The sequence below is a fragment of the Roseateles sp. AC306 genome, from assembly GCF_979253795.1.
In genome coordinates this window covers 759,290-784,119 of sequence record NZ_CEEDEB010000001.1, presented here as the reverse complement: position 1 = coordinate 784,119, position 24,830 = coordinate 759,290, and the positions used below count along the sequence as shown (strand labels likewise).

26 protein-coding genes and 1 riboswitch are annotated in these 24,830 nt (G+C 67.5%); of the genes, 13 read left to right on the top strand and 13 right to left on the bottom strand.

What is annotated here, in order from left to right; translation table 11 throughout:
- Positions 1-190 precede the first annotated feature (190 nt).
- Genes AC0IZJ_RS03320 through AC0IZJ_RS03310 form a run of 3 tightly spaced genes read left to right on the top strand, consistent with a single transcriptional unit; the run spans position 191 to position 3,660 of the window.
- Positions 191-1,402 (top strand): hypothetical protein, encoded by a 1,212-nt coding sequence (locus AC0IZJ_RS03320; RefSeq protein ID WP_471846615.1) that lies wholly within the window; start codon positions 191-193, stop codon positions 1,400-1,402.
- 52 nt (positions 1,403-1,454) lie between these two features.
- Positions 1,455-2,876 (top strand): dihydrolipoyl dehydrogenase, encoded by a 1,422-nt coding sequence (locus AC0IZJ_RS03315; protein ID WP_471846613.1) that lies wholly within the window; start codon positions 1,455-1,457, stop codon positions 2,874-2,876.
- A gap of 13 nt (positions 2,877-2,889) precedes the next feature.
- Positions 2,890-3,660, top strand: a complete 771-nt coding sequence (locus AC0IZJ_RS03310) for an exodeoxyribonuclease III (protein ID WP_471846611.1) — start codon at positions 2,890-2,892, stop codon at positions 3,658-3,660.
- Position 3,661: 1 nt separating this feature from the next.
- Here AC0IZJ_RS03310 and AC0IZJ_RS03305 read toward each other — a convergent pair whose 3' ends face one another.
- The 4 genes from AC0IZJ_RS03305 to AC0IZJ_RS03290 all read right to left on the bottom strand — a co-directional run bounded on the left by AC0IZJ_RS03305 (position 3,662) and on the right by AC0IZJ_RS03290 (position 5,918).
- Positions 3,662-3,871, bottom strand: a complete 210-nt coding sequence (locus tag AC0IZJ_RS03305; RefSeq protein ID WP_471846609.1) for a DUF4287 domain-containing protein — start codon at positions 3,869-3,871, stop codon at positions 3,662-3,664.
- Between the two features lie 63 nt (positions 3,872-3,934).
- On the bottom strand, positions 3,935-4,585 hold the full coding sequence (locus AC0IZJ_RS03300) for a CatA-like O-acetyltransferase (protein WP_471846607.1): 651 nt from the start codon (positions 4,583-4,585) through the stop codon (positions 3,935-3,937).
- Between the two features lie 100 nt (positions 4,586-4,685).
- The gene (locus AC0IZJ_RS03295; RefSeq protein WP_471846605.1) at positions 4,686-4,928 is read right to left on the bottom strand and encodes a hypothetical protein; all 243 of its coding nucleotides are present in this window, start codon (positions 4,926-4,928) and stop codon (positions 4,686-4,688) included.
- 258 nt (positions 4,929-5,186) lie between these two features.
- A complete protein-coding gene (locus AC0IZJ_RS03290; protein WP_471846603.1) occupies positions 5,187-5,918 on the bottom strand; it encodes a helix-turn-helix transcriptional regulator in 732 nt (243 codons plus the stop codon).
- Positions 5,919-6,003: 85 nt separating this feature from the next.
- Here AC0IZJ_RS03290 and AC0IZJ_RS03285 point away from each other — a divergent pair, with 85 nt between their 5' ends.
- Both AC0IZJ_RS03285 and AC0IZJ_RS03280 read left to right on the top strand, forming a co-directional pair.
- Positions 6,004-6,420 carry a hypothetical protein gene (locus AC0IZJ_RS03285; RefSeq protein ID WP_471846601.1) on the top strand — a complete coding sequence of 139 codons (417 nt, stop codon included), beginning with the start codon at positions 6,004-6,006 and terminating at the stop codon, positions 6,418-6,420.
- A 67-nt stretch (positions 6,421-6,487) separates the two neighbouring features.
- Positions 6,488-7,048 (top strand): PaaI family thioesterase, encoded by a 561-nt coding sequence (locus tag AC0IZJ_RS03280; RefSeq protein ID WP_471846599.1) that lies wholly within the window; start codon positions 6,488-6,490, stop codon positions 7,046-7,048.
- Here the strand turns inward: AC0IZJ_RS03280 and eda are convergent.
- Both eda and edd read right to left on the bottom strand, forming a co-directional pair.
- A complete protein-coding gene (gene eda, locus AC0IZJ_RS03275) occupies positions 7,034-7,654 on the bottom strand; it encodes a bifunctional 4-hydroxy-2-oxoglutarate aldolase/2-dehydro-3-deoxy-phosphogluconate aldolase (RefSeq protein ID WP_471846597.1) in 621 nt (206 codons plus the stop codon). The genes AC0IZJ_RS03280 and eda overlap by 15 nt on opposite strands.
- Before the next feature lie 67 nt (positions 7,655-7,721).
- The gene (gene edd, locus AC0IZJ_RS03270; protein WP_471846595.1) at positions 7,722-9,551 is read right to left on the bottom strand and encodes a phosphogluconate dehydratase; all 1,830 of its coding nucleotides are present in this window, start codon (positions 9,549-9,551) and stop codon (positions 7,722-7,724) included.
- A gap of 118 nt (positions 9,552-9,669) precedes the next feature.
- On the opposite strand from edd, the gene AC0IZJ_RS03265 reads away from it, so the two are divergent.
- Positions 9,670-10,293, top strand: coding sequence for a gamma-glutamylcyclotransferase (locus AC0IZJ_RS03265; protein ID WP_471846593.1), 624 nt, complete (start codon positions 9,670-9,672; stop codon positions 10,291-10,293).
- A gap of 1 nt (position 10,294) precedes the next feature.
- Here AC0IZJ_RS03265 and AC0IZJ_RS03260 read toward each other — a convergent pair whose 3' ends face one another.
- A complete protein-coding gene (locus tag AC0IZJ_RS03260) occupies positions 10,295-10,903 on the bottom strand; it encodes a nucleotidyltransferase family protein (RefSeq protein ID WP_471846591.1) in 609 nt (202 codons plus the stop codon).
- A gap of 105 nt (positions 10,904-11,008) precedes the next feature.
- Between AC0IZJ_RS03260 and pdxH the strand changes: the two genes are divergently transcribed.
- Entirely contained in the window at positions 11,009-11,644 is a 636-nt protein-coding gene (gene pdxH, locus AC0IZJ_RS03255) for a pyridoxamine 5'-phosphate oxidase (protein WP_471846589.1), read from the top strand.
- Here pdxH and AC0IZJ_RS03250 read toward each other — a convergent pair.
- The 5 genes from AC0IZJ_RS03250 to AC0IZJ_RS03230 are packed head-to-tail and all read right to left on the bottom strand — an operon-like array spanning position 11,641 to position 18,032.
- A complete protein-coding gene (locus AC0IZJ_RS03250; protein WP_471846587.1) occupies positions 11,641-12,126 on the bottom strand; it encodes a DUF3299 domain-containing protein in 486 nt (161 codons plus the stop codon). The two genes, pdxH and AC0IZJ_RS03250, sit on opposite strands and share 4 nt — an antisense overlap.
- Before the next feature lie 19 nt (positions 12,127-12,145).
- Positions 12,146-13,330, bottom strand: coding sequence for an ABC transporter permease (locus tag AC0IZJ_RS03245; RefSeq protein ID WP_471846585.1), 1,185 nt, complete (start codon positions 13,328-13,330; stop codon positions 12,146-12,148).
- Positions 13,327-14,049: an ABC transporter ATP-binding protein gene (locus AC0IZJ_RS03240; protein ID WP_471846583.1), complete on the bottom strand. Its 723-nt coding sequence runs from the start codon at positions 14,047-14,049 to the stop codon at positions 13,327-13,329. The genes AC0IZJ_RS03245 and AC0IZJ_RS03240 overlap by 4 nt, the downstream gene beginning before the upstream one ends.
- Entirely contained in the window at positions 14,049-14,585 is a 537-nt protein-coding gene (gene msrA / locus AC0IZJ_RS03235; protein ID WP_471846581.1) for a peptide-methionine (S)-S-oxide reductase MsrA, read from the bottom strand. Before msrA ends, AC0IZJ_RS03240 begins: the two co-directional genes overlap by 1 nt.
- Positions 14,586-14,594: 9 nt before the next feature.
- Positions 14,595-18,032, bottom strand: a complete 3,438-nt coding sequence (locus AC0IZJ_RS03230; protein ID WP_471847137.1) for a DUF748 domain-containing protein — start codon at positions 18,030-18,032, stop codon at positions 14,595-14,597.
- Positions 18,033-18,071: 39 nt separating this feature from the next.
- On the opposite strand from AC0IZJ_RS03230, the gene AC0IZJ_RS03225 reads away from it, so the two are divergent.
- Positions 18,072-18,863 carry a YdcF family protein gene (locus AC0IZJ_RS03225; protein ID WP_471846579.1) on the top strand — a complete coding sequence of 264 codons (792 nt, stop codon included), beginning with the start codon at positions 18,072-18,074 and terminating at the stop codon, positions 18,861-18,863.
- A gap of 153 nt (positions 18,864-19,016) precedes the next feature.
- Here AC0IZJ_RS03225 and AC0IZJ_RS03220 read toward each other — a convergent pair whose 3' ends face one another.
- The gene (locus tag AC0IZJ_RS03220; protein WP_471846577.1) at positions 19,017-20,555 is read right to left on the bottom strand and encodes a UbiD family decarboxylase; all 1,539 of its coding nucleotides are present in this window, start codon (positions 20,553-20,555) and stop codon (positions 19,017-19,019) included.
- Between the two features lie 219 nt (positions 20,556-20,774).
- Between AC0IZJ_RS03220 and AC0IZJ_RS03215 the strand changes: the two genes are divergently transcribed.
- The 5 genes from AC0IZJ_RS03215 (at position 20,775) to AC0IZJ_RS03195 (ending at position 24,830) form a co-directional block, all read left to right on the top strand.
- Positions 20,775-21,632: a lytic transglycosylase domain-containing protein gene (locus AC0IZJ_RS03215; RefSeq protein ID WP_471846575.1), complete on the top strand. Its 858-nt coding sequence runs from the start codon at positions 20,775-20,777 to the stop codon at positions 21,630-21,632.
- Positions 21,633-21,640: 8 nt separating this feature from the next.
- A riboswitch (ZMP/ZTP riboswitch) is annotated at positions 21,641-21,764 on the top strand.
- Between the two features lie 58 nt (positions 21,765-21,822).
- Entirely contained in the window at positions 21,823-23,076 is a 1,254-nt protein-coding gene (gene glyA / locus AC0IZJ_RS03210) for a serine hydroxymethyltransferase (protein ID WP_471846573.1), read from the top strand.
- An 11-nt stretch (positions 23,077-23,087) separates the two neighbouring features.
- Complete coding sequence (nrdR, locus tag AC0IZJ_RS03205) at positions 23,088-23,531, top strand: transcriptional regulator NrdR (protein WP_471846571.1); 444 nt, start codon at positions 23,088-23,090, stop codon at positions 23,529-23,531.
- Between the two features lie 145 nt (positions 23,532-23,676).
- Positions 23,677-24,237 carry a GspH/FimT family pseudopilin gene (locus AC0IZJ_RS03200; protein ID WP_471846569.1) on the top strand — a complete coding sequence of 187 codons (561 nt, stop codon included), beginning with the start codon at positions 23,677-23,679 and terminating at the stop codon, positions 24,235-24,237.
- 101 nt (positions 24,238-24,338) lie between these two features.
- Complete coding sequence (locus AC0IZJ_RS03195; RefSeq protein ID WP_471846567.1) at positions 24,339-24,830, top strand: type IV pilin protein; 492 nt, start codon at positions 24,339-24,341, stop codon at positions 24,828-24,830.

Here is a 24,830-nt window from a genome sequence, read left to right as displayed (position 1 = left end):
CACCAGCACCTGCACTGCCTCGGCGAGCAGGATTCCACCCAGGCTAGCCGGAAGCAGGCGAGGGCGTCTGTGGTCGCGAGGATCCGTGCAATGCAGGCACGACGGCTGATTCGGGTCGGCCCTCGACCAGGCTTTGCCAGCGTTCCCGCAGAATCCGTCAAGACCACCGACGACGCGGCAGGGGACACAAATGGCGCAACAGAGCAGACCGGCTAAGACCGCCGCGATCAACGCGGCCTTCAGGAAGGTCACCGGCGGCGACTCGAAGCCGCGCGTCGATGCAGACGACCTGGCGCGGGTCAACCGCCTCGTCCTCCCCGTGGTCCTCGTTGCTCTGGCCGCCGCAGCCTGGGTCGGGTGGCGGGCCGACTCGGTCGGGCCCGTCCTGCTCTGGGTCTTCGCCTCATTGGCGGCAGGGAGCGCCATGGGCTTTCTGTTCGGCATTCCCAAGTCTGGCCTGCCATCCAGGGCGGACCCGCCGTCCGGCGGCGCGCCGAAGACGGCAGCAGCGGCGCAAACCCCGCGCGCACGGCCAAACACCAACCTCGAGGAGGTCTCCGACTGGGTGACCAAGATCATCGTCGGTCTGACGCTGGTTCACCTCGAGAAGCTCCAGGTTGAGATCGGGCTCATCTGCCCGAATGCAGCGGCAGCGATCCGGCCCCAACCGACGGCGTCGGACATCTCGGCAGCCACCGCACTCGTCGTCGGCTTTGCACTGATCGGCTTCCTGGCGATGTACCTCTACATGCGGCTGTTCGTGCAGGGAGCGATTGCACGATCTGACGGCAACCTCAGCAGCTATCTGGAAGCCGTCAAAGAGGCGGAACGCATCGGCGCCAACGATGCGTCGCCGGCTTCGGACATCGGACCTGACGAGGCCGCGCCTTTGCCTGTCGTCCCGTCGGCAGCGAGCCTGAGCGCCGCGCAGGCGGTCGCCGATGCCGCGCCGGCCGATCCCGAACTTGTGCTCCAGCCGTTGCGGCAACTGGCCGGTGAGTACGAGCTGCTGCGAGGCCAGCAGGAATATTCCAAGGAGCGCACCCGGCAGATGGCCGACATCGTCCGGCGCATGCGGCCCCACGCCATCGCAGCCGCGCCCTATATCGGTGAGCTGATCCGCAGTGCTTCGACTGGCGAGCATCTGGCGGCCACGGTCATTCTGCAGATGAAGTACATGCCCGAGCACCTGGCGTGGCTGGCGCGCCGGCTCGTGGAGGAGCGCGCCTTCGTCGGCTACCAGGCGGCCAGTGCGCTGCTGACTCGCGTGCGGGTGGCCGGGCAACCGGAGTGCAAGGCGATCCAGGCAGCGGTACGAGCCGCCCAGGCCGACCGTCAGCAAGCCGAGATATCTGAACCGTCGCTCGATCACCTGATCGACCAGATTGTGGCGACCCGATAACAGCGCGCTTATTGTCGACAATGTGCATTATGTTAAATAACATCATCTCACCATGACCCACCACTGCGATGTCGCGATTATCGGCGCCGGCACGGCCGGCATGGCGGCTTACCGGGCTGCGCGTGTCCACAGCGACAAGGTCTTGCTCATCGAGGCGGCCCATTACGGCACGACCTGCGCGCGCGTCGGCTGCATGCCCAGCAAGCTGCTCATCGCCGCCGGCGACGCGGCGCAGGCGGTGCGCGATGCCCATCGCTTTGGCGTGCAAACCAGCGCCCCGCGCATCGACGGCCGCGCGGTCATGGCACGCGTGCGCAGCGAGCGCGATCGCTTCGTCGGTTTTGTGCTCGACACGGTTCAAGGCTGGCCCGAAGCGACACGCCTCATGGGCCGCGCCCGTTTCATCGACGCCAACACGCTCGACGTCGATGGCCAGCGCGTCATGGCAAGGTCGGTCGTCATCGCCACCGGCTCGCGGCCGCGCATCCCGGTCGGCTGGAGGGAGCGGCTGGGCGACAGGCTGCTCGTCAATGACGATGTCTTCGACTGGACCGACCTGCCGCAGTCGCTGGCCGTGGTCGGCGCCGGCGTCATCGGCCTGGAACTGGCCCAGGCGCTGCACCACCTGGGCGTGCGCGTGCGCCTGTTCTCGCGCAGCGACCGGGTCGGCCCGCTGACCGACCCGGAGCTGCAGGCGCTCTCTCAGAAGCTCTTCACCGAAGCCATGCCGTTGACGCTGAACGCCGCCGCGCTGGACCCGGTGCTGGATGGCGACCAGGTTGTCATCGGCGGCGAGCGCTTCGACGCCCTGCTCTGCGCTGCTGGCCGCGAACCCAACCTCGACGGCCTTGGCCTGGAAGCGCTGAATCTGCCGCGCGATGCCGCCGGCCACCCCGACCTTGACCGCCATACCGGCCAGTGGGGCGACAGGCCGCTCTTCATCGCCGGCGATGCAACGAATGACCGGCCGCTGCTGCATGAGGCGGCAGACGCCGGCCGCATAGCCGGTGACAACGCGGCGCGCTGGCCCGATGTGCACCGCCGCCCACGCCGCGCGCCGCTGGCCGTCGTCTTCAGCGACCCGCAGATCGCCGTCGCCGGTGCCAGCCATGGCGAACTGACTGCGGCTGGCGTCGCCTTCGACACCGGGCGCGTCAGCTTTGCGGACCAGGGGCGCAGCCGCGTCATGCTGGTCAACCGCGGTAGCCTGCATGTCTATGCCGAGCGTGGCAGCGGCCGGCTGCTGGGCGCGGAGATGATCGGCCCGGCGGCTGAGCACATCGGCCATCTGCTGGCCTGGAGCGTGCAGCGCGGCGACACGGTGCAGCAGATGCTGAGCAACGCCTTCTATCACCCGGTGATCGAGGAAGGCCTGCGCACGGCGCTGCGCCAGTTGCACAACGATCAGCACCTGCCCGACCCGCCGCTCGAGGATTGCCTGGACTGCGACACCTCGGCCGAGGTGGGCGCCTGAGTAGGATGCGCGGATGAAAAAGTTCGCGACCTGGAATGTCAACTCTCTGGCTGTGCGCCTGCCTCAGGTACTCGACTGGCTCGCTGCCCACCCCGTCGACGCGCTGGTGCTGCAGGAGACCAAGCTGACGGACGACAAGTTCCCGACGATGGAGATTGGCGCGGCCGGCTACCAGGTGCAATGGTTCGGCCAGAAGACCTACAACGGCGTGGCGCTGATCAGCCGTGAGCGGGCGGACAACGTCGTCAAGAACATCACCGGCTTTGCCGACGAGCAGGCGCGCGTCATTGCCGGCACGGTGGGCGGCGTGCGTGTCATCGGCGGCTACTTTCCCAACGGCCAGGCGCCCGACAGCGACAAGTTCACCTACAAGATGAACTGGCTGACCGGACTGCGCGGCTGGTTGATCGAAGAGTTGAAGCAGCACGAGCAGGTCGTGCTGATGGGCGACTTCAACATCGCCCCCGAAGACCGCGACGTCTATGACCCGATCGCCTGGGCCGGCCAGATCCACTGCACACCCGAGGAGCGTGAGCACTTCAGGCAGCTCATCGCTCTGGGTTTCACGGACGCGTTCCGCCTTTTCGAGCAGGCGCCCAAGAGCTGGAGCTGGTGGGACTACCGCAACCTGGCCTTCCGCAAGAACCAGGGGCTGCGCATCGACCACATCCTCGTCAGCGCGGCGCTGAAGGGCCGCGTGACGGCCTGCGAGATCGACAAGCTGCCGCGCAAGAACGAGCGCCCCAGCGACCACGCGCCGGTGATCGTGACCATCGACGGCTGATCTACTTCTTGGCCAGAAACCAGGCCACCAGCGCGTTGGCGTGGCCGTGGCCCATGGCGTGCTCGGCCTTGAGCTTGTTGACCAGCTCCATGTGCTTGAGCGGCCCCGCCTGGGCAATGACCTGCTCCCAGTGGGCGATGGGCTGGCCGTAGTTCTTTTCGATGGACGGGAAGTAGGAGGCCGGGCCTTTGACTTTCTCTTCGCTGGGCATGGGGGTTCCTTTCAGTGGCTGTCTCGCACGACGGTTGGGCCGCCGCGATTTCGACACCGGCGGCTAGAACGCGTCGAGGTAGGCCTGGAATCGCTCGAAGAAGTGGCCCACGTGCACGCCGTCGCACAACGCATGGTGCACGTCCACGGCCACCGGCATCAGCAGCCGGCCGCCCTCCTCCTTGAACCGCCCGAAGGCGACCTTGGGCCGGTCGTCGCCCACCCCGCGCGCATGGGTGAAGGCGGTGAAGGCGAGCCAGGGCAGCGCGGTCATGTGCACCAGGGTCTCTTCGCGCACATCACCGGGCTCGTCGGCTGCGAAGAGGTCGCCACTGGCGCGGCGCACCCGTTCGACATTTGGCCTGGCGCGCGCCGCAAAGGCGGCCAGTGAGGCCTCGCGCGGCAGGGTCACGAAGCCGAAGCTGCCGTCATCGCGCAGCACCGTCGTGCTGGCATGGATGGTGGCGAACTCACGCACCCCGCTGCCGTCGGCCAGCATGGACTGGCGCATGCCGTCGATGGTGTTGGCAGCCTCCAGCGCGGCGTGGTGATAGGCCAGCCAGGGTGTGGCGCCATGGTTGGCGGCGCGGTCGCGAAGGCCGGTCACGTCCACGGGCACGGTGACGCTGAAGGCCGGCTGGGCCATGGTGCGGAAATGCTGGAGCGCAGCGCGGCGCGGCCAGTCGGCCAGGGGGATGTCACGGTCTTCTTGCATGGGCCCGCATGCTCGCATGCCAGGCGCAAAAAAACCCAGATCGCCGGAGCGACTGGGCTTTCGAGCAGCAATTCGGCAAGACGCAGTTCGGGCCGGGCCATCAGTCGGCGGTGCCCATCTGCCTCATGCCGAAGTCGTACAGCGCCCGATGCAGTTCTTCGGCGCGATCCTCGCCCAGGTCGTCGACAAGCCGGTCGGCGGGCGTGCTGCGGATCTGGCCGATCTGGTTGTAGCCCAGCGTCTTCGCGCGGTTCAGGGTCCGTGAAGTCAATGGCAGGCAGTCGAGGGGCGCCTGATCGGCGAGGCTCAACAGCCGGGCATAGGTTTCGGAGGAGATGGACACAGTGCCGTCAGGTCCAGGCAGATGGCGGGAAGGCAACTGCGCGGGTGCCAATAACAAATCAACCTGGGGGAGCATCCAGTTTGGGGTTCTCAGCTCTCAGGCTTAAAAGCCCAGGCGAGGAATACCAAGGATTTCGTAGACAAGGTCGATAAGGCTCATTTGAGGGCTCCTGCAAGGACGGTGGCGGGAAATCGCTGAACCGAACTGTCCCTGTTTTCGCCCCCCTAGAAACCTAGCAAGTCTTCCAGGTTGTGGCAGTCACAGGATGCCTGCGGCCACGCACTTCAGCACCGCCTGATGCTTGGAATTGACGCTGAGCTTGCGCATGACATTGCCCAAATGGAAGTTCACGGTCTTCTCGCTCATGCCGAGAATGACGCTCACTTCCCAGGCCGTCTTTCCCTGCGCCGTCCAACTGAGCACGTCCAACTCGCGTTTGGTCAACTTTGGCTTTTCGCCTTTGTAAAGCTGGGGGCTGAGTAACCGATCAGCTGCCGTCATCGCATGGGCTGCGAGCAATTGCACATCGGCAATCATGCGCATCAGCTCCATGCTGCCCGGTGGAGGCAGCGCCTCCTCGCGATCCAAACCCATCAGGAAGTGCTTGTCCCCCGGTAGATGCAACTGGACGGCGATGCCGGTCTTGTAGCCGTAGGGCGCCTGCGTTTCCCACAGTTCGCCAACCCCTGCCGCGACATAGGTGTTCTGGTCGTAAACGACGGGAAGCGATTGCAATGCCAGCCGATCAAGCACGGGATCCCTGAGGGCATCGCCGAGATCCTTCTGCGCTTCAATATGACCTTCAGGCGTGTTGCCGAAGGCCATTCCGCGAACCTCGTCATCCTTCAGCGCGCCGCGCATGAGCCCACCTGAAATGATCGGAAAGCCCATGGCATGGGCGGTTGCGACGAGACGCCGCTCGAAGCTTGCAAAGTCCTCGCTCAGACCGACGTCGATCAGCTGCTGATAGTTCATTTCAGGAACGCCCATACCTGCCAAGTCTGCCAGCTTGTTCCGCCGACCCTGTGACTAGAGACTGCCTCCCGTTCGAATCACACGACCGCGAGGTACTCAAATGTCGACTCTGATCCGCTTGCCCGAAGGCAGCGTCTGCTGGCCCGTTTCTGCGCTCTCCAGCGCCGCTCAGGATGTCCGCCACGCCCAGACCCGCGTCGTCCGCTCCTCCACAGGCGAGCGCACCGTCGGTGGCATGACCCGCTGGGAGCGGCGCTATGCCGATGTCAGTGCCTGGGTGGAGTGGGACTGGGTGCAAATGGACGAAGGCACCGTCTGCCAGGCCGACCCGCTGAACGTGCGCTCCAACGTGCTGCTGCTGGACGATCGTGGCCGTCCGCTGCTGTCGTCGCGGCGACGCGCGACGCTGGCGACGCTGGTCTATCTGCTGCCCTGGCAGGGGCCGGTGTTGGACGAACTCCGTCTCGGCGCACCACGTCGCCGCGCCGTTAGCGAACCGATGCGTCTGGCCGCCTGAACCCAGGCGACAGCGCCACTCGGCGCGTTTGCGCAGAATCGGCGGCTCAACCCTTTGAGCTGCCGCCATGACGATCTCAGCGCCCTCTTCCCCATCTCCCGAAGACATCCTCGGCCAATGGCGCGCCGACGAGGCCGCCGTCATGCTGCGCCAGCAGCGCGAGGCCGGCCTCGCTTCGCGCGCCATGCTGGCCGGCAAGACCGGCCTGCAGCAGATGCAGGCCATGCTCGATGGCCTGGCACCGCGGCCGCCGATCAGCGAGACGCTGGACTTCATGCTGATCTCGGTGACCGACGGCGAAGCTGTCTTCCAGGGGCGACCGCAGTTCAAGCACTACAACCCGTTGGGCAGCGTGCATGGCGGCTGGTTCGCCACATTGCTGGACTCAGCGCTCGGCTGCTCGGTGCACACGACGATGCCTGTGGGCCGCGGCTACACGACGCTTGAGTTCAAGGTGAACCTCGTGCGCGCCTTGACCGAGCAGGTGCCGCTGGTGCGTGCCATCGGCCACGTCGTGCATCGCGGCCGGCAGGTGACGACGGCCGAGGCCACGCTCGTCGGCCACGACGGCAGGCTGTACGCGCATGCGAGCACGACCTGTCTGCTGTTCGACCTACCGCAGGGCTGAAGCTTCAGCGGCCAGCTTGGTGATGCGCGCCCAGTCCTTCGCATCGACGGCATCCTGCGGCGTCAGCCACGAACCGCCACAGACCTTGACGTTGGGCAGTTTGAGGAACTGCGGCGCCGTTTCCAGCGAGATGCCACCGGTGGGGCAGAAGGCCACGTCCGGGAAGGGGCCGCCCAGGGCCTTCAGCAGGTTGACGCCACCCACGGCGACGGCTGGGAATAGCTTCAGGAAACCGAAACCGGCCGAGTTGGCCTGCATGACTTCCGACGCGGTGGAAACCCCGGGCAGCAGCGGCAGGCCCTCGGCCTTGCAGGCGGCGGCCAGCGCGTCGGTGTAGCCGGGGCTGACGCCGAACTGGCAACCGGCGTTCTTGGCGTTGATGACGTCCTGCGGGCTGCGCAGCGTGCCGGCGCCGACGATGGCGCCGGGCACCTTGGCCATGGCTTCCATGGCCTGCAGGGCGACGGGGGTGCGCAGCGTCACTTCGAGCACGCGCACGCCGCCGGCCACGAGGGCTTCGGCGAGCGGCACCGCGTCTTCCAGGCGCTGGATGACGATGACGGGAATGACGGGGCCGTGGCTGGCCAAGCTCAGGGTTTCAAGCATTTTTTTTCCTTGGTCAGTGGATGCCAGAGCTACTCGCTTCGCTCGGGCGGTCTGGCACCCAGTATCTTCATAGCCAGGTAACGGCACCTTCTTCGGCACTCAAGACATTGCGTCGCAGACCCGCGAAGAGTTCGCGGCCGAGGCCGTGGGCATTGACGTCGGCTTCCGCCGGATCAAGCTTGGCAACTTCTCGTGCGGCCCACTCGGCCTCGCTGACGAGGGCCGAGAGCGAGCCCGTGACGGCGCAGACGCGCACGACATCGCCGTCGCGCAGGCGTGCCAGCGGGCCGCCGGCCAGCGCTTCTGGGCTGACGTGAATGGCGGCCGGCACCTTGCCCGAGGCGCCACTCATGCGGCCATCGGTGACGAGGGCGACCATGAAGCCCTTGCCTTGCAGCACGGCCAGCGGCGGCGTCAGCTTGTGCAGCTCGGGCATGCCGTTGGCGTGGGGGCCCTGGAAGCGCACGACGACGACGACATCCTTCTCCAGCTCACCGTTCTTGAACGACGCCAGCATGGCTTCCTGCGTCGCGAAAATGCGGCAGGGCGCCTCGACGGTGTGGCGGTCTTCCGGGACGGCCGAGACCTTGATGACGGCGCGGCCCAGATTGCCGTCCAGCAGCTTGAGGCCGCCGGTCGGGCTGAAGGGCGCCGCCGCGCCGCGCACGACGCCGTCGTCGCTGCTCACGGCCGGCAATGCCTGGCGGACGACTTCGCCGCCCTGCCCCACCGCATTCGGCACGAAGGTGTAGGGCCGCAGGCTGTCGCCGCCGACGCTGATGACGTCCTCGTGCATGAGGCCGGCATCCAGCAGCTCGCGGATGACGAAGCCCGGGCCGCCGGCGGCCTGGAACTGGTTCACGTCGGCGCTGCCGTTGGGGTAGACGCGGGCCAGCAGCGGCACGACGGCGGAGAGGTCGGAGAAGTCCGTCCAGTTGATCAGGATGCCGGCCGAACGAGCGACGGCGACCCAGTGGATCAGATGATTCGTCGAGCCGCCGGTGGCCAGCAGCGCGGCCATGGCGTTGACGATGCAGCGCTCGTCGACCAGCTTGCCGATGGGCTTGGCGGCCTGATCAATCACGCGGCCGCTGATGTTCAGCGCGGTGGCCACGGCCTCGCGCGTCAGCGCCGTGCGCAGGTCGTCGTGCGGGTGCACGAAGGCACTGCCGGGCACGTGCAGGCCCATGGCTTCGAGCAGCATCTGGTTGCTGTTGGCGGTGCCGTAGAAAGTGCAGGTGCCGGCGCCGTGGTAGGCGGCGGACTCGCTCTTCAGCAACTCGTCGCGGCCGACCTTGCCCTGGGCGTAGAGCTCACGAACCTTGGCTTTTTCGCTGTTGGAGATGCCCGAACTCATCGGGCCAGCCGGCACGAAGACACAGGGCAGATGGCCGAAGTGCAGCGCGCCGATCAGCAGGCCTGGGACGATCTTGTCGCAGATGCCCAGCAGCAGGGCCGCGTCGAAGACGTCATGCGTCAACGCGATGGCCGTGCTCATGGCGATGGTGTCGCGCGAGAACAGGCTCAGCTCCATGCCGGGCAGGCCCTGCGTGACGCCGTCGCACATGGCGGGCACGCCGCCGGCCACCTGCACCGTGGCGCCAAGGCGATGGGCTTCGACGCGGATCTGCTCCGGGTAGCCCTCGTAAGGCTGGTGGGCCGACAGCATGTCGTTGTACGACGTGACGACGGCCAGATGCGGCGCCTTCTCGGCAACGATGCGCAGCTTGTCGTTGGCCGGCATGGCCGCCACGGCGTGCGCCACGTTGGCACAGCCCATGCGCTCGAAGCCGCGCTGGCGATTGCCCATCTGGGCGATGCGGGCAAGATAGTCACCGCGCAGCTTGGCGCTGCGCTCGCGGATGCGCTCGGTGACTTCGTTCAGGGTGGAATTCATCTGGGTCTCCTGGCGCCTCGGTCTCGTAACCGGACCTTGAGAATTTAGGTAACCATATTACTTCCCTACGAACGGTCGCGGGTTACGGCCTGGGTACCTGCGTGAGAATATGGAAGAGATGGCGTCACAGGCAATCCATATTCCCCACGGCCCGGAGCGCAGCAGTCATCTGCTCCAGCGCACGACGGCCGAATGGCGCGCCAGCGGCGATGACCTGCTGCTGTTCGCCTACGGTTCGCTGATCTGGCGGCCCGAGTTCGAGTACGCCCAGGCATTGCCCGCCAAGGTGCTGGGCTTTCACCGCGTGCTGCGCATGAGCTCGCGCGTGAACCGCGGCTCACCGCAGCAGCCGGGGTTGGTATTGGCGCTGATCTCGGGCGGCAGCTGCCGTGGGCTGGTCTACCGCATCCCAAGGGCGGCGGCCGAGGAAGTGCTGCCGCTTCTTTGGGCTCGCGAAATGCCCAATGGCGTCTATGAGCCGCGCTGGTTGAACTGCGACACGGAAGCCGGCCGGCTGAGGGCGCTGGCCTTCACGCTGTCGCGCCAGAGCCCCAACTGGACCGGGCCGCTGCACGAGCCCGAACTGCTGCACATCTTTCAGCATGCGAGCGGCCGCTACGGCACGACGCTGGACTATCTGCTGCGCACCGTTCAGGGTTTGCGTGAGCATGGGATCCGCGACAGGGAATTGGAGCGCCAGGCCCATCTGGCGGCCCGACACGGGCTTTGCGGGCCGCTTTGAGTCAGCTGACCAGTCGCGCAAGGTCCTCTGCGGTGTCGACGTCGATGTGCACACCGGGGTCGTCCACCGTGATCGGCTGGGCCGCATAACGGGCCACGATGCGCCGCGCGCCCTCGTCGCCATGCAGGGCCATCAGCTCTGAATACAGCTCCGTGCCGAACCCCACAGGGTGGCCCTGGATGCCGCGATATTGCGCGTAACAGACCGGGTAGCGCTCCAGCCCTTCGGCCACGGCCAGGATGGTTGCGGGCTGCACCAGCGGCATGTCCGCCGGCAGGATGAGCCAGCCATCCGCCCCACCCGCCGCACTGACCCCCGCCACGATGGAATGCCCCATGCCTATTGGGTGCGGCCGGCCTTGCTCGTCTTGCTCGGGCAGCGTCACGACATCGCGCGCGGCGATGAAACGGTGCACCGAAGGCGCCAGTGCCGCAGTCGTCACGACGACCACCGGCAGGCGGGTCGCGATGGCGTGGCGCAGCGTGCGGGCCAGCAGGGTATCGGTGCCGTTGGCGCCGTCCAGCCTCTGTTCCAGCTTGTGTCCCGAGCCGCGGAATCGAGTGCCACGTCCTGCGGCGAGCACGACAACGGCGGGGCGTCGTTTGATCATCAAAAGGGTCTGCTCAGATTTGCTGCAGTGCGCAAGCATGCCGGTCGCGTCCGGCATCTAGAAACTGGGGCGTTCACTTAAGGGAAGGTCTGCATACTTCGGGTGATGAGCAAATTGAGCGACTTCCGCAAGAGCTACGAACTGGGCGCGCTGGACGAGGCTGAGGCCGCAGACGGCCCGCTGGCGCTGTTCAACCGCTGGATGGATGAGGCCATTGGCCACGACATCTCCGAGCCGACCGCGATGACGGTGGCGACTGTCGGCGCCGACCACCGGCCGTCGACGCGCGTCGTGCTGCTCAAGGGCTTCGATGAGCGCGGCTTCGTCTGGTTCACGAACTACGAAAGCCGCAAAGGCGCGGAGTTGGCGGGCAACCCTTTCGCGGCCCTGCAGTTCCATTGGGTGGAGATGGAGCGCGTCGTGCGTATCGAGGGCAGCGTCGAGAAGACCTCGGCCCAGGAATCAGACGAGTACTTCAAGAGCCGGCCGCTGGACTCGCGCCTGGGTGCCTGGGCATCGCCGCAAAGCCGCGTCATCAGCTCGCGAGCGGTGCTGGTGGCGAATGCCGCCAAGGCGGCAGTGCAGCACGGACTCAACCCGGGCCGGCCGCCGCACTGGGGCGGCTACCGCCTGGCGCCGGAGCGATTCGAGTTCTGGCAGGGACGCCGCTCGCGGCTGCATGACCGGCTGGTGTTCAGCCGCGACGCAGACCGCTGGGTGCGCGAGCGTCTGGCGCCCTAGTTCACGGCGTTGCCGTCTTCGACGCGGTAGTAGAGGCCGTAGGGGTCGTCCGTCAGCACGGCGAGCTGGCCTTCGACGACGACCGCCTCCAGCGTGTAGCGCACCGGCTTCCTCGTGCGTACTTCGATGAGGCCCTCGGGGCCAGCCGGCACGCAGAAGGAGCAACTCGTCGGCACGGCGGACAGCAGGAAGTGCTGCTGCTTGTCGCCCGCCTCCAGCGGCATCATGAAGCCCTGCACCTTGACGGTCTTGCGGTCCAGGGCCTGCACCGAGGCCGGGAAGGTCGGCACGAGCTTCTTCTTCTCGGCCTTGGCAGTGACCTGCGACAGCAGCTTCCAGGACAGGATGTCGGCCCGTTCTTCCAGCGGTTTGAAGGGGCTGCGCGGGTCGTGATAACCGGCGCCCTGGCCGATGCCGGAGGGCGTCTGGGCAAAGGCCGCCGTCGTGGACAGGCAGAGTGCGAGAAGGAGCTTGAACTTCATGATGGCGGGATTGTCGGCGTCAGCGCGGAGCTTGCAGCAGTGTCGTGACATCCAGACGATAGGCCCGCCACGCCGGCCACGCAGCGGCGAGCAGCGCAAGCCCTGCGGCGAGCAAGGGCACCAGCCATTCGGCCTCGCTGAAGCCCAGAGACCCCAGGCGCAGTGACTGGCGCTCGGCCAGCAGCCGCTCCAGTCCAGCGACGAGACCATGGCCGGCCGCCAGGCCCAGCACCGTCGCCAGGCCCGCCAGCAGCAGCGCCTCCAGCGCGATCAGCGTGGCCACGCGGCGGGCCGGTGCGCCGAGCATGCGCAGCATCGCCAGGTCGCCCTGGCGGGCGCGCACGGCATGCAGCAGCGCGACCCACACGGACAACGCGGCAGCCGCCAGCAGGACGATGCCAAAGCCACGCAGCACCTCGGTGCCGGCGCCCACCAGCCGCATGAGCCGCGCGGTTTCCAGCGCCGGCGCGGCGGCCTGCAGGCCGTCCTGCGCGTTGACCCAGCGCGGCAGCATGACGGCCGCCAGCGGGCTGCGGTAGCGCACCAGGGCCAGCGTGATCTCCCTGGGTTCGTCCTCGTCGTGGGCGGCGTGATGGTCTTCGTGCACTTCCCACACCGAAGCCAGATCAGTCAGCACGAGGCGGTCCAGCACGCTGCCCGATTCGGCCAGCACGCCGACGACCTCGAACTCGTGTTCGCCATGTGCGCCGCCACCTGAGGCCAGGCCATGACTGCCGGCGAAATGGCCGCCGACCTTGAGCCCGCTGGTGCGCGCCACCTCCGCGCCCAACACAGCCTGCATGGGCTTCGTCCACACGGCGCCCGAAGACATCTTTGCGGCGTACAGATCGAGGTAGTCCGGCGTCGTGCCTGCGATGCGGTAGCCGCGAAAGGAGTCGCCCAGCGACAGCGGCACGGCCTGGGCGACGAGGGGCTGTGCCTTGAGCAGGTCCAGCGTGGCGAGGGGGATGTTGCCGGTGGGCGCGTCGAGGTGGAAGACGCCGGCCAGCATGATCTGCATCGGGCTGCCCTTGGCGCCAACGACGAGATCGATGCCGGCGAGGTCGCGCTTCAACCCAGCCTCGACCTGAGCGCTGGCACGCAGCACGAAGGTGACGGCGGCCAGGCCGAGCGTCAGCAGCAGCAGGTTCAGCGCGGTGGTCAGCGGGCTGGACCAGAGATAGCGCCAGGCCAGGCGGATCATGCCGTTCCCTCGTCGGACCAGTAGGTGGTGCGGTTGCCCGTGGGCAAGGCAGGCGCGCCGGTGGGCAGCTTGCCCCACAGCACCACTTCCGCCACGTCGTCCCGCGCACTCAGCGCCTCGATGACGCGGCCATCATGGCTGGCGATGACCAGGGTGCAGCCCTCGCGCTCGGCGGCGTCCAGCAGCAGGGCCAGCATGTGCAGCGTGTGCTCGTCGTCCAGGCTGGCGCTGGGCTCGTCGGCTAGCAGCAGGCGCGGGCGGCGCATCAGCGCCCGCGCCAGCGCCACGCGCTGGGCCTGGCCGACGCTGAGCTGGTGCGGCCGGCGTGGGGCCAGTTCGGCAATGTCCAGCGCGGTCAGCAACTCGGCAGCGCGGGCTGGGTTGGCGCCCTGCCCTGCGGCCATCGCTGGCAGCCCAAGGTTCTCGGCCACGGTCAGCGCCTCGCTCAGGTGCAGCCGCTGCGGCACGACGCCCAGCGTCGCGCCACGCCAGGCATCCAGCGCTCGCGGGCTCAAGGCCGCCAGGTCTGTCCCTGCGACGTTCAACTCGCCCTGCTGCACGCGCAGCAAGCCCGACAACAGCGCCAGCAGCGTCGACTTGCCCGACCCGGAGGCGCCGCGCAGCAGCAGGTGCCGGCCGGGGCTCAGAGAGAAATCGGCGTATCGGACGGCCTCCGGCGCGCCCGGGTACTGGTGTACCAGCCCGCCCCAGGCCAGCATCACTTCACCAGGCGCTTGAAGCTGGACAGGAACTTGTCGACCTTGCCCGCGACGACGAAGGCGCAATAGCCCTGCTCCGGGTTGCGGGCGTAGTAGTGCTGGTGGTAGGCCTCGGCCGGGTGGTAGTCGGTCTCGGGCAGCAGCTCGGTGACGACGCGGCCAGCGTGGTGGTCGTTGGCTTCCTTGAGCACCTCAGCCGCCAGCTGGCGCTGCGCCTCGGTGTGCCAGTAGATGGCCGAGCGGTATTGGGTGCCGACGTCGGCACCCTGGCGGTTCAGCGTCGTCGGGTCGTGGATGGTGAAGAACACCTCCAGCAGCTCGCGCAGCGAGACCTCGGCAGGGTCGAAATCGATGCGCACGACCTCGGCATAGCCGGTCTTGCCGCCACAGACCGCCTCGTAGCTGGGCGCCGGGCCCTGGCCGTTGCTGTAGCCGTTTTCGACACGGTGCACGCCGCGCACCCGCTCGTAGACGGCCTCCAGGCACCAGAAGCAGCCGCCGGCCAGGGTGATGCGTTCGAGATTGGGGTCAGACATGGGGACCTTTCAGTGGGCGCCGAGGGACAACTCGACATGGGGGCGCCAGCCGCTCCGGCAAGCCCCGTTGCAGAGCTTGGGAGCGGCCAGGAAGACGCGGGCATTGGGAGCACCGCGTGCCAGCAGCGCATCGCGCACGGCCACGGCGCGGGCGACGGCCAACTGGCGCAAGGCCTCGTCGTCTACTTCGTAGCTGGCCATCAGCAGGCCACGCATCTGGGCGGGCGGCAAGTCCTTCGTCAGGCCGAGGGCGCTGCGGGGCTTGTTCGGCAGCTTGGTCGCTTCATACAGCCGCTTGAGCGCAGCCTCGGGCGTCGCGGCCGTTTCGCCCTTCAAGGCCGCGTCCAGCCGCTGTTCGCGCAGGGCCGGCACCTCGGTCTCGGAGTCGGCCCAGCCGGTCAGCGTGAGCTGCACGCCCGGCTTGTCCGCCAGCTGTTTGGCGATGCGGTCGAGCTTGTCGGTGGCGCCCAGCTCCGCACTGGCGGGCGCGAAGGCGATCTCGGCTTCCTCGGGCGAGTCGCTGCCGGTGAACAGCGAGAACGGCGATGTGATCGCCTTGCCGATGAGATTGAGGAAGAGCTTCCAGGCCAGGCCGGCAATGCTGAAGTCGGGGTCGTTCAAGGAGCCGCTGACGGGCAGATTGACGTCGATGACGCCGTTGCCGTCCTTCAGCAGCGCGGCGGCGAAGCGCACCGGCAGCGAGGTGGCGTCCGGGCTGTCGACAGCTTCGCCGAAGGTCAGCTGGTTCAGGATGATCTGGTTGCTGGCCACGAGCTGGCCGCCGGGTTCGACCTTGTAGTTCAGCCTGGCCGACAGCTTGCCGCGCTCGATGGCATAGCCGGCGTACTTGCCGGCGTAGCCCGACAGCGGCGCCAGCTCGATGTCCGTCGCGTTGGCCTGCACGTCCAGGGCCAGCGGCGCGCCGGGCTTGAGCTGGCCGTCGATCTCCAGCAGGCCGGTGCCGGCAACCTTGCCGCGCACGGTCAGCGGCGCCATGGCCGTGCTGGTGGACGAAAAGGCGCCGAGTGAGCCCCGCAGCTCGGTCAGCCGGGCGCTGTAGCTGGGTTTCACGAAGCGGTCATTGAAGTCCAGCGTGCTGCGGTTGACGCTGATGCGTTCGATAGCCAACTCCAGCGCTGGGGCAGACGCGGCGGCAGCAGGCGCGGACGCCGCCTCGGCCGGGCCGATATCGCGCAGGTTGAAGCGGCCCTGCTCGTTGATGATCAGCCGGGCATAGGCATCGTCCAGCTGCGCCTCGCGCACGGCCAGGCGCGGCGGCGCGCCGGGCGCCAGGGCCAGCTTGACGCCGCCGAGCTGCAGCATCTGCCAGCTCAGCAGGTCTTCACCGACGACGCGCTGACCGTCGACGATGCGGGCCTGCGCCAGGGCCAGCGGGCCGACGTGCACGTCGCCCCCCAGCGTGGCCTGCCAGGTGCCGCTGGCCAGCCGGGTCGTGTCCAGGTCGGCCTTGAGCCCCAGTTCGGCGCGCTGCATCTGCAGGCCCCACGCCGGGTCCAGATAGGCGTTGAGCAGGCGCAGCGGCAGGGCCTGGGCCTGCAGGCTGCCGGTGGCCGACAGCGGCGCCAGGCCGATGCGGCCGTTCCACTGCAGGCTGCCGGCGCTGGCGGTGATGGGCAGATCGTTGTCGCCCAGCGCGGCCAGCTGGGTCGAGAACTGGGCCTGCAGCGGCTCGGCAGCGGGCCAGGCAAGCGCGCCGATCTGGAGGCGCAGCGGCTCGACAGCCAGGGCCACGGATGCTACGCCGGGCGGCACAGCGGCATCGCGCCAGCGCAGCGCGCCGCGTTCGACCTGCAGGGCGGCGAGCTGCAGCTTCCAGGCCGGCGTGGCTGCCGAGGCGGCGGGCTCGGCCGGCAGCAGCGGCGCAATGTTCAGGCTGCCATCGGCCTCGCGGGCGAGCTGGGCACGTGGCGCGTCCAGCTTGAGCGTGCCCAGGCGCAGCGCGCGGTTGCCGGGGGCGACCTCGACCTGGTCGAGCCGGGCGGACGCGAGAGTCAGCAAGGGTTTGGCGGACAGGGTGAGGCGCAGGTCGTTGACCTCTAGCTCGCGCAGCGTCAGCTTGGCGCGGTCGGCGGCGCCGTCGGCAAGCGGCTCCTGAAGGCTCAGCGACGCCTTGGTGGAGACGGCGGCCACCAGCCTGGCACCCGTCGGCAAGGGCAGCCAGGCGGCCAGGCGTTCAATGGCCAGGCCCTGCAGCTCGGCCTCGGCCTCAAGCGCCTCGGGCGCCAACCTGGCCTGGGCGCTCAGCGTGCCCTCGCCCAGGCGCAGGCTGGCGTCGAGCTGGGTGGGCGCCTTCAGTGGCCAGGCGGCGGCGGCGAGCTTGATCTGGATGGCGTCCAGCTCAAGCTTGCCGATGTTGAAGCGGCCATCGTTGACGTCCAGCCCCGCCAAGCTGATCTGCCAAGGCGCACCACCACCCTCCGCTGACGCCTTCGACGCTGGCAGCGCGCGCAGCCACACGCTGGGCGAATCCAGCACGATCCGGCCGAAAGCGAGCTGGCGCCGCAGCGGCTGCGCGTCGGCCAGCGGCAGGCTCAGGTGCTTGAGGCCGAGCAGGGGCTGGCCGTCGGGCTGGGTCAGGGACAGCTCGTGCAGCTGCAGCCCGCCGCTGAGCTTGACGCCGGGCGGTTGCCTGGGTCGCTCGGCAAAGTCGAGCGCCACATCGGCGTCGAGCCGGCCCCCGGCCAGGCGCAGCGGCAGGCTTTGCGGCACATAGGCCGCCAACGGCGCCAGGTCCAGGCCGGCCAGCTTGAAGGACAGCCGCGCGCTGGCATCTTCTTCAAACGGCAGCGCTTCGGCACGGCTGTCGAAGGCGACGCCGTCGAGCTTGCCGCTGAGTTGCGGCTGCACCTTGACCTTCACGTCCGACGCCAGCGTCGACACGAAAGGCAGGGCCAGATGCAGGCCTGCCAGCTCGTGCTTGCGCTGCACCGGGCGGTCGTCGAAGAACACGCGGCCGTCGGTCAGCTCGATGTTGTAGACGGCAAACTCGGGGTCTTCACCTTCCGGTGCGCCGGGTTTGGCGGCAAAGCGCTGCAGCAGGTCGTCGAAGTCATAGCGCCCCTCGGCGATGCGGGCAAGGCGCAGCTCGGGTCGGGTCAGTTCCAGCGATTCAACGACGGCGTGGCCGCGTAACAGCGAGCGCAGCGACAGGGCGGCATCCAGCTTGGTGAGCGTCAGCAGTGGCGGCTGGCCGGCAGGGCCGGCGATGCGCAGGCCGTCGATGACGATGGCGAGCCGCCAGGGCTGGAAATGCGCCTGCTCGATGCTCACCGGCCGGCCCAGCGCCTCGCTGGCCAGCGCCACGCCGCGGCCGGCGATCCAGCCCGGCAAAGCCAGCGTGACGATGATCAGCAGGAGCGAGACGAGAGCCGACAGTGCGACCAGGGTCCAGACAGCGATACGGATGGGGGAACGGGGAATCGTCATCACGGCGGACGCATTATTCCTGTCGGCGATGATGCAAATGTGAGCTTCGCCCTCGACTATTCCGGCTTCAAGACCCTGTTGCTCTCCGCCCTTCTGCCGCCGGCGCCGATGCTGCTGCTGGCCGCCTGGGGTGGCTGGCGCCTGAAGCGCGCCCGGCGTGGCGGCGGCTGGATGCTGGGGGTGGCGCTGGTGGGGGTCTGGCTGTCGACCACGGAGGCGGCGGGCGAGCTGCTCAGCCAGGCCGCCGGCCAGCCCCCACTGCTGCGCCCTGCGCAAGTGGAGGCACTGCGCGCCCACAAGGATGGCGCGGTGCTGGTGCTGGGCGGCGGTGTGCGGCGCTACGTCCCCGAGTTCGGCTACGGCCGTGCCGGTGACCTCACCAGCGAGCGCCTGGCCTACGGCGTCTGGCTGGCGCGGCGCAGTGGCTGGCCGTTGGGGTTCTCTGGCGGCATCGGCTGGACGGCGAAGGAGCTGCAGCAGTCAGAAGCCAGCATCGTGGCTCGCATGGCGGCGCAGGACTACGGCCTGCCGCTGCGCTGGGCCGAAGGCAGTTCCCGCGACACGCGCCAGAACGCCGCCAAAACGCTGCCGCTGCTGGCGCAGTCCGGCGTCAGGCACATCCTGCTGGTCACGCACGAGGAGCACATGGCGAGAGCGCTGCGCGCCTTTGAAGCCGAGGCGGTGCCGCTGGGGATCAGCGTCCGGCCGGCGCCGGTAGGCCTGAGCGCGGAGGGCCGGTTCAATTTCGACGACTGGTGTCCCTCGACCGGCGGCTTCGAGCGCGTGCGCTACGTCGTCTATGAAGCGCTGGCGCGTTGGGCGGGCCGCTGAAAATAGAAACCCCGCCGGGCTTGGAGGCCGGGCGGGGTCGGGTGGCTAGGCCACCATGGGGCTCAAAGGCGATTTGCCGATGGGCTCCTGGCGCGCAAGGGATTGCGCCAGAGGTTGTGCCTGAAAAGGCATATCAACAGTAGGCGAGCGCCGTCAGGCCTTCAAGAAGAGTTGCCCGAATAGCGCGTCGGCCCGCGCGGCCACCTCGGGCGGCAGCGTGATGCCACGGCCCCATTCTCGGCTGGTCTCGCCGTGCCATTTGTTGGTGGCATCCAGCCCCATCTTGCCGCCCAGGCCACTGACGGGCGAGGCGAAGTCCAGGTAGTCGATGGGCGTGCTGTCCACCAGCGTGGTGTCGCGCACCGGGTCCATGCGGGTGGTGATGGCCCAGATCACCTCCTGCCAGTTGCGCGTGTCGATGTCGTCGTCCACGACGACGATGAACTTCGTGTACATGAACTGGCGCAGGAAGCTCCAGATGCCGAACATCAGCCGCTTGGCGTGGCCGGGGTAGGCTTTTTTGATCGAGACGACGGCCATTCGGTAGCTGCAGCCTTCGGGCGGCAGGTAGAAGTCGACGATCTCGGGAAACTGCTTCTGCAGGATGGGCACGAAGACCTCGTTCAGCGCGACGCCCAGGATGGCGGGCTCGTCCGGCGGCTTGCCGGTGTAGGTCGAGTGATAGATCGGGTTCTTGCGCTGGGTCTGGCGGCTGATCTCGAAGACGGGGAACCAGTCCTGCTCGTTGTAATAGCCGGTGTGGTCGCCAAACGGCCCCTCCAGGGCGTGCAGGTAGCCGCCCTTCTCCTTCAGCGGCACGCCGCGCTCGCTGATGCCGGTGTAGCCGGGCGCGGCGGGCGGGATGTGGCCTTCCAGCACGATTTCTGCCGAGGCCGGCGCCTGCAGGGGCTGGCCGCTTCCGACGCCGGTGTTGACCAGCTCTGTACGGGAGCCGCGCAGCAGGCCGGCGAACTGGTATTCGGACAGGCTGTCCGGCACCGGCGTGACGGCGCCGAGGATGGTGGCCGGGTCGGCGCCCAGTGCGACCGCAATGGGAAACGGCTGCCCAGGGTGGGCCAGCGCGTGGTCGCGAAAGTCCAGCGCACCACCCCGGTGCGCCAGCCAGCGCATGATGACCTGGCGCGGCCCGATCAGCTGCTGGCGGTAGATGCCGAGGTTCTGCCGCGTGCGCGTCGGCCCACGGGTGATGACCAGACCCCACGTGATCAGGGGGGCTGCATCGTCAGGCCAGCAGGTCTGGATGGGCAAGCGGCCTAGGTCGATGTCGCTGCCCTCAAAGACCTCTTCCTGACACGCCGCACGACGCTGCACGGCGGGCTTCATGTCCCACAGCGCCTTGACCATCTGGAGCAGCTTGCCGGCGTCTTTCAGGCTCTTCGGAGGGTCGGGTTCCTTGAGGCTGGCGAGCACCCTTCCGACATCCCGCAAATCGGCCAGAGAGTCAGCGCCCATGCCGAGTGCGACGCGACGCGTTGTCCCGAAAAGATTGGTCAAGGCTGGGGTGGAAAACCCAGCCGGCGCCTCAAACAACAGAGCCGGTCCGCCGGCCCGCAGGACGCGGTCGCTCAGCGCCGTCATCTCCAGCACGGGCGAGACTTTTTCACGCACACGCTTGAGCTCGCCAAGCCCTTCCAAGCCGGCGATGAAGTCCCGGAGGTCGCTGTATTTCATAACCAAAAGTAGTTTTGATTGGCCGAAACAACCTTGACTGGTTATCTTCGGACCGTAAAATCTGCCCGCTTCGGGTTTCTACCGAAGTTCAACCGGCCGGGTCCACCGGGCACACAGATGCCACAGACCCAAGCCAACGGCCGGGAAATTATGACCGTCGCCCCGTCCAGACCGTCGCTCAAGCGGCAGCCTGTGGCGGGTCGTGACACAAGGAGTCGAATGACGACACGTCGAGACCTCATCACCTTCGCTGCCCTCCTGCGGGATTCGGCGTCGCTGTTCGTCAAGGACATCGGCAACGGCCTGCTCGTCGTCAGCCACAACACGCTGGCCCTGGTCGGGCTGGCGGTGGTGTCGGTCTTGCTGGTGTTCACGAGCCAGGCCGGGCTGCGCGAGAAGCTGGAATCCGCCACCCTCGGCTGGCTCAACGCCCGCCACGAGGCTCGCGCCGAGGCCGAGGGCAACACGCTGCTGGCCAGTGCGGAACCGGACGCCATCGCCCGCGCCACGGCCACCGACCCCCGTGACCTCAGCCGCCAGCAGGCGGCAGTGGCCCACTGGCTGGCCCGCCGCTACAGCGTGGCGCCCGAGCCGATCAGCCGCCTGGTGCAAGAGGCGTGGGCCGTGGGTAACCGTGCCAAGGTCGAGCCGACGCTGATCCTGGCCATCATGGCCATCGAATCGCGCTTCAACCCGTTCGCGCAGAGTTCCGTCGGAGCCCAGGGCCTGATGCAGGTCATGACCCGCGTGCACGACGACAAGTACGAAGCCTTCGGCGGCATTCATGCGGCCTTCGACCCGGTGACCAACCTGCGTGTTGGGGTGCAGGTGCTCAAGGAATGCATCCAGCGCGCTGGCAGCCTGGAAGACGGCCTGCGTTTCTACGTCGGCGGCGCCAATCTGGCTGAGGACACGGGCTACACGGCCCGTGTGCTGGCGGAGCACGATCTGTTGAAATCGGTGGCGTCCGGCCGTTCGGTGCCGGCCAACACCATCACGAACATCGTGCGCCCGGTGCGCGAGGCCGCGTCCGCCCCCACCGGCGGCGATTCCGCTCAGATTGCGCTGCTCCGCTGAATTACACTGGCCGCTCACGCGACTGGCGATCAGGGTCACAAGCTGACCTGAGGTGGGCCACCACCGGGGAGCGTGAGGCGATTCCTCAGTCTTTGCGGGAGCCGCTTTCAGCCGTTCGCCTGGGCAGCCTTGGACGTCACGCCAGCCGTGAGCGCCTTGGATTTACCGCCTGACCTTCGGAAACACCGCCATGTTTGACCGCAACACCTCCACCCTCGCCCTGGTCGATCCCGAACTCTGGGCCGCCGTGCAGAACGAGACCCGCCGCCAGGAAGATCACATCGAGCTGATCGCCAGCGAAAACTACACCTCGCCTGCGGTGATGGAAGCCCAAGGCAGCCAGCTCACCAACAAGTACGCCGAGGGCTATCCGGGCAAGCGCTACTACGGCGGCTGCGAGTATGTCGACGTGGCCGAGCAACTGGCCATCGACCGCGTCAAGCAGTTGTTCGGCGCCGAGTTCGCCAACGTGCAGCCCAACTCCGGCTCGCAGGCCAACCAGGGCGTGTTCTTCGCGCTGCTGCAGCCTGGCGACACCATCATGGGCATGAGCCTGGCCGAGGGCGGCCATCTGACCCATGGCATGGCGCTGAACATGAGCGGCAAGTGGTTCAACGTCATCAGCTACGGCCTGGACGCCAACGAAGCCATCGACTACGACGCGATGGAAGCCCTGGCCCGCGAGAAGAAGCCCAAGCTCATCATTGCCGGCGCGTCGGCCTACTCGCTGCGTATCGACTTCGAGCGCTTCGGCAGGATCGCCAAGGAGATCGGCGCCTACTTCATGGTCGACATGGCCCACTACGCCGGCCTGATCGCCGCGGGCGTCTACCCGAATCCGCTGCCGCACGCCGACGTCGTCACGTCCACCACGCACAAGAGCCTGCGCGGCCCGCGCGGCGGCATCATCCTGACGAACGACGAGGCCGTCGCCAAGAAGATCAACTCGGCCATCTTCCCCGGCATCCAGGGCGGCCCCCTGATGCACGTCATCGCCGGCAAGGCCGTGGCCTTCAAGGAGGCGCTGACGCCCGAGTTCAAGGCCTACCAGGAGCAAGTCGTCAAGAACGCCAAGGTCCTGGCCGAGACGCTGATCGAGCGCGGCCTGCGCATCGTCTCCGGCGGCACGGAGAGCCACGTCATGCTGGTCGACCTGCGCCCCAAGAACCTGACGGGCAAGGAAGCTGAGGCCATCCTGGGCGCCGCCCACATGACCTGCAACAAGAACGGCATTCCCAACGACCCGCAGAAACCGATGGTCACGAGCGGCGTCCGACTGGGCACTCCTGCGATGACGACGCGCGGCTTCAAGGAAGAACAGGTTCGCCAGACGGCGCACCTGATAGCCGACGTGCTGGACAAGCCGCACGACGAGGCCAACCTGGCCGCCGTGCGCGAGAAGGTCGCCGCGCTGACGGCCGCCTTCCCGGTCTACCGCGGTTAGGTCCGACCGCCGTGCGCTGCCCTTTCTGCTCTCACACCGAAACCCAGGTCGCAGAGACCCGGGAATCGGACGAGGGCGACGTCGTCCGGCGCCGGCGCCGCTGCCTGTCCTGCGACAAGCGCTTCACGACGTATGAGCGGCCGGACATCGCCATGCCGTCGGTCGTCAAGAAGGACGGGCGGCGGGCCGATTTCGACCCATCAAAGCTGCGGGCCTCCATGCAACTGGCGCTGCGCAAGCGGCCGGTCAGCGTCGAGCAAATCGACGCTGCCATCAACCGCATCGAGGAAAAGCTGCTCGCCAGCGGCGCTCGTGAGCTTGCGTCCACGCGGCTGGGTGAGCTCGTCATGCGCGAGCTCAAGCGCATCGACAAGGTCGCCTATGTGCGCTTCGCGTCCGTCTATCGCAGCTTCGAGGACGTGGATGAGTTCCGTCAGTTGATCCGCGAGATTTGACTAGGGATTTCCCTATCCCTCTTCAGGGGGAGCGCGGGGGACGCCACCTGCCCTCCTCCCCCTCCGTCCCGCCCTAAGGGGGAAAGACGCGCGGTGCCCCGCTTCCTAGAGTTCGTTCATCGACAACGAACCGCAGGAAGCCACCATGAACCGCACCGCCAACCTCCTCCGCAATGCCCGCCGCACGAGCCTCGGTTTCACCCTCGTCGAGTTGTGTGTCTGCGTCAGCATCGGCGCAACCCTGGTCAGCCAGGCAGTACCCAGCCTGAGCAAGATGCGCCAGGAGCGCGCATTGCGCGCCACCTCCGAAGCCCTTGCCAGCGACTTGCGCTTTGCGCGCAGCGAAGCCGTCCGCATGGCAGAACCGGTCTATTTCCGCATCAGCGGCAAGGGCGCCCAGGCTTGCTACCTGCTGCACACTGGCGCCCGCAACGATTGCGACTGTGCCGGTGGCAAGGCCGTCTGCAAGGTGCCGGGCAGCGCCGTCATCAAGGCTGAATGGCTGACGGCCGGCAAGGCCATGCATCTGCGCAGCAATGCCGAGACGCTGGAGTTCCAGCACCGTCAAGGCCTGGTCACGCAGACCGGCAGCATCGAGACCTATCTGGACAACGGCACGGGCATCCGCCAAGTGGTTGCCATCACCGGCCGCGTTCGCAGCTGCTCGACCGGCGTCAAGCTCTCCGGCATGACGAAGTGCGCCTGATCCCCTGTTCGTGGTGGGCGGCGACCAGCGGTAGACGAGCGGCGACGAGCGGCGTTCCAGTAACCTTTCATCTGAACGTCACCACTGAAAATCGGACCGCTATGCGACTTTTGACACAACGCCACCTCAGGGGATTCACGCTCATGGAGCTGATGATCGCCGTCGTGGTGGCCGGCATCCTGGCTGCAGTGGCCTATCCCTCCCTCACCTCCATGCTCGCGCGTGGCCGCCGCGCAGATGCCATCGCCTTGATGACCGGCATCGTGCAGGCCCAGGAACGTTGGCGGTCCAACCGCAATGCCTACTCGGATTCATTTGGCGCTGACGGCCTGAAGATGAGTACGGGCTCCGGGGTTTCCAAGATCACGACGATCTCGAAGTATTACGACCTCAGCCTGACCGGTATCGGCGCGACGCCCAGCTTCATCTCCGGGTACATCGTCACCGCCACCCCTAAGGAGGGCAGTCCGCAGAACAAGGACAAGAACTGCCAGGTTCTGATCGTGTCCCTCGAAGGTTCGATGTTCAAGTACCTGTCTACCGATCTGAGTGGAACGGACACCACGGCAAATGCCAACTGCTGGAGTCGTTGA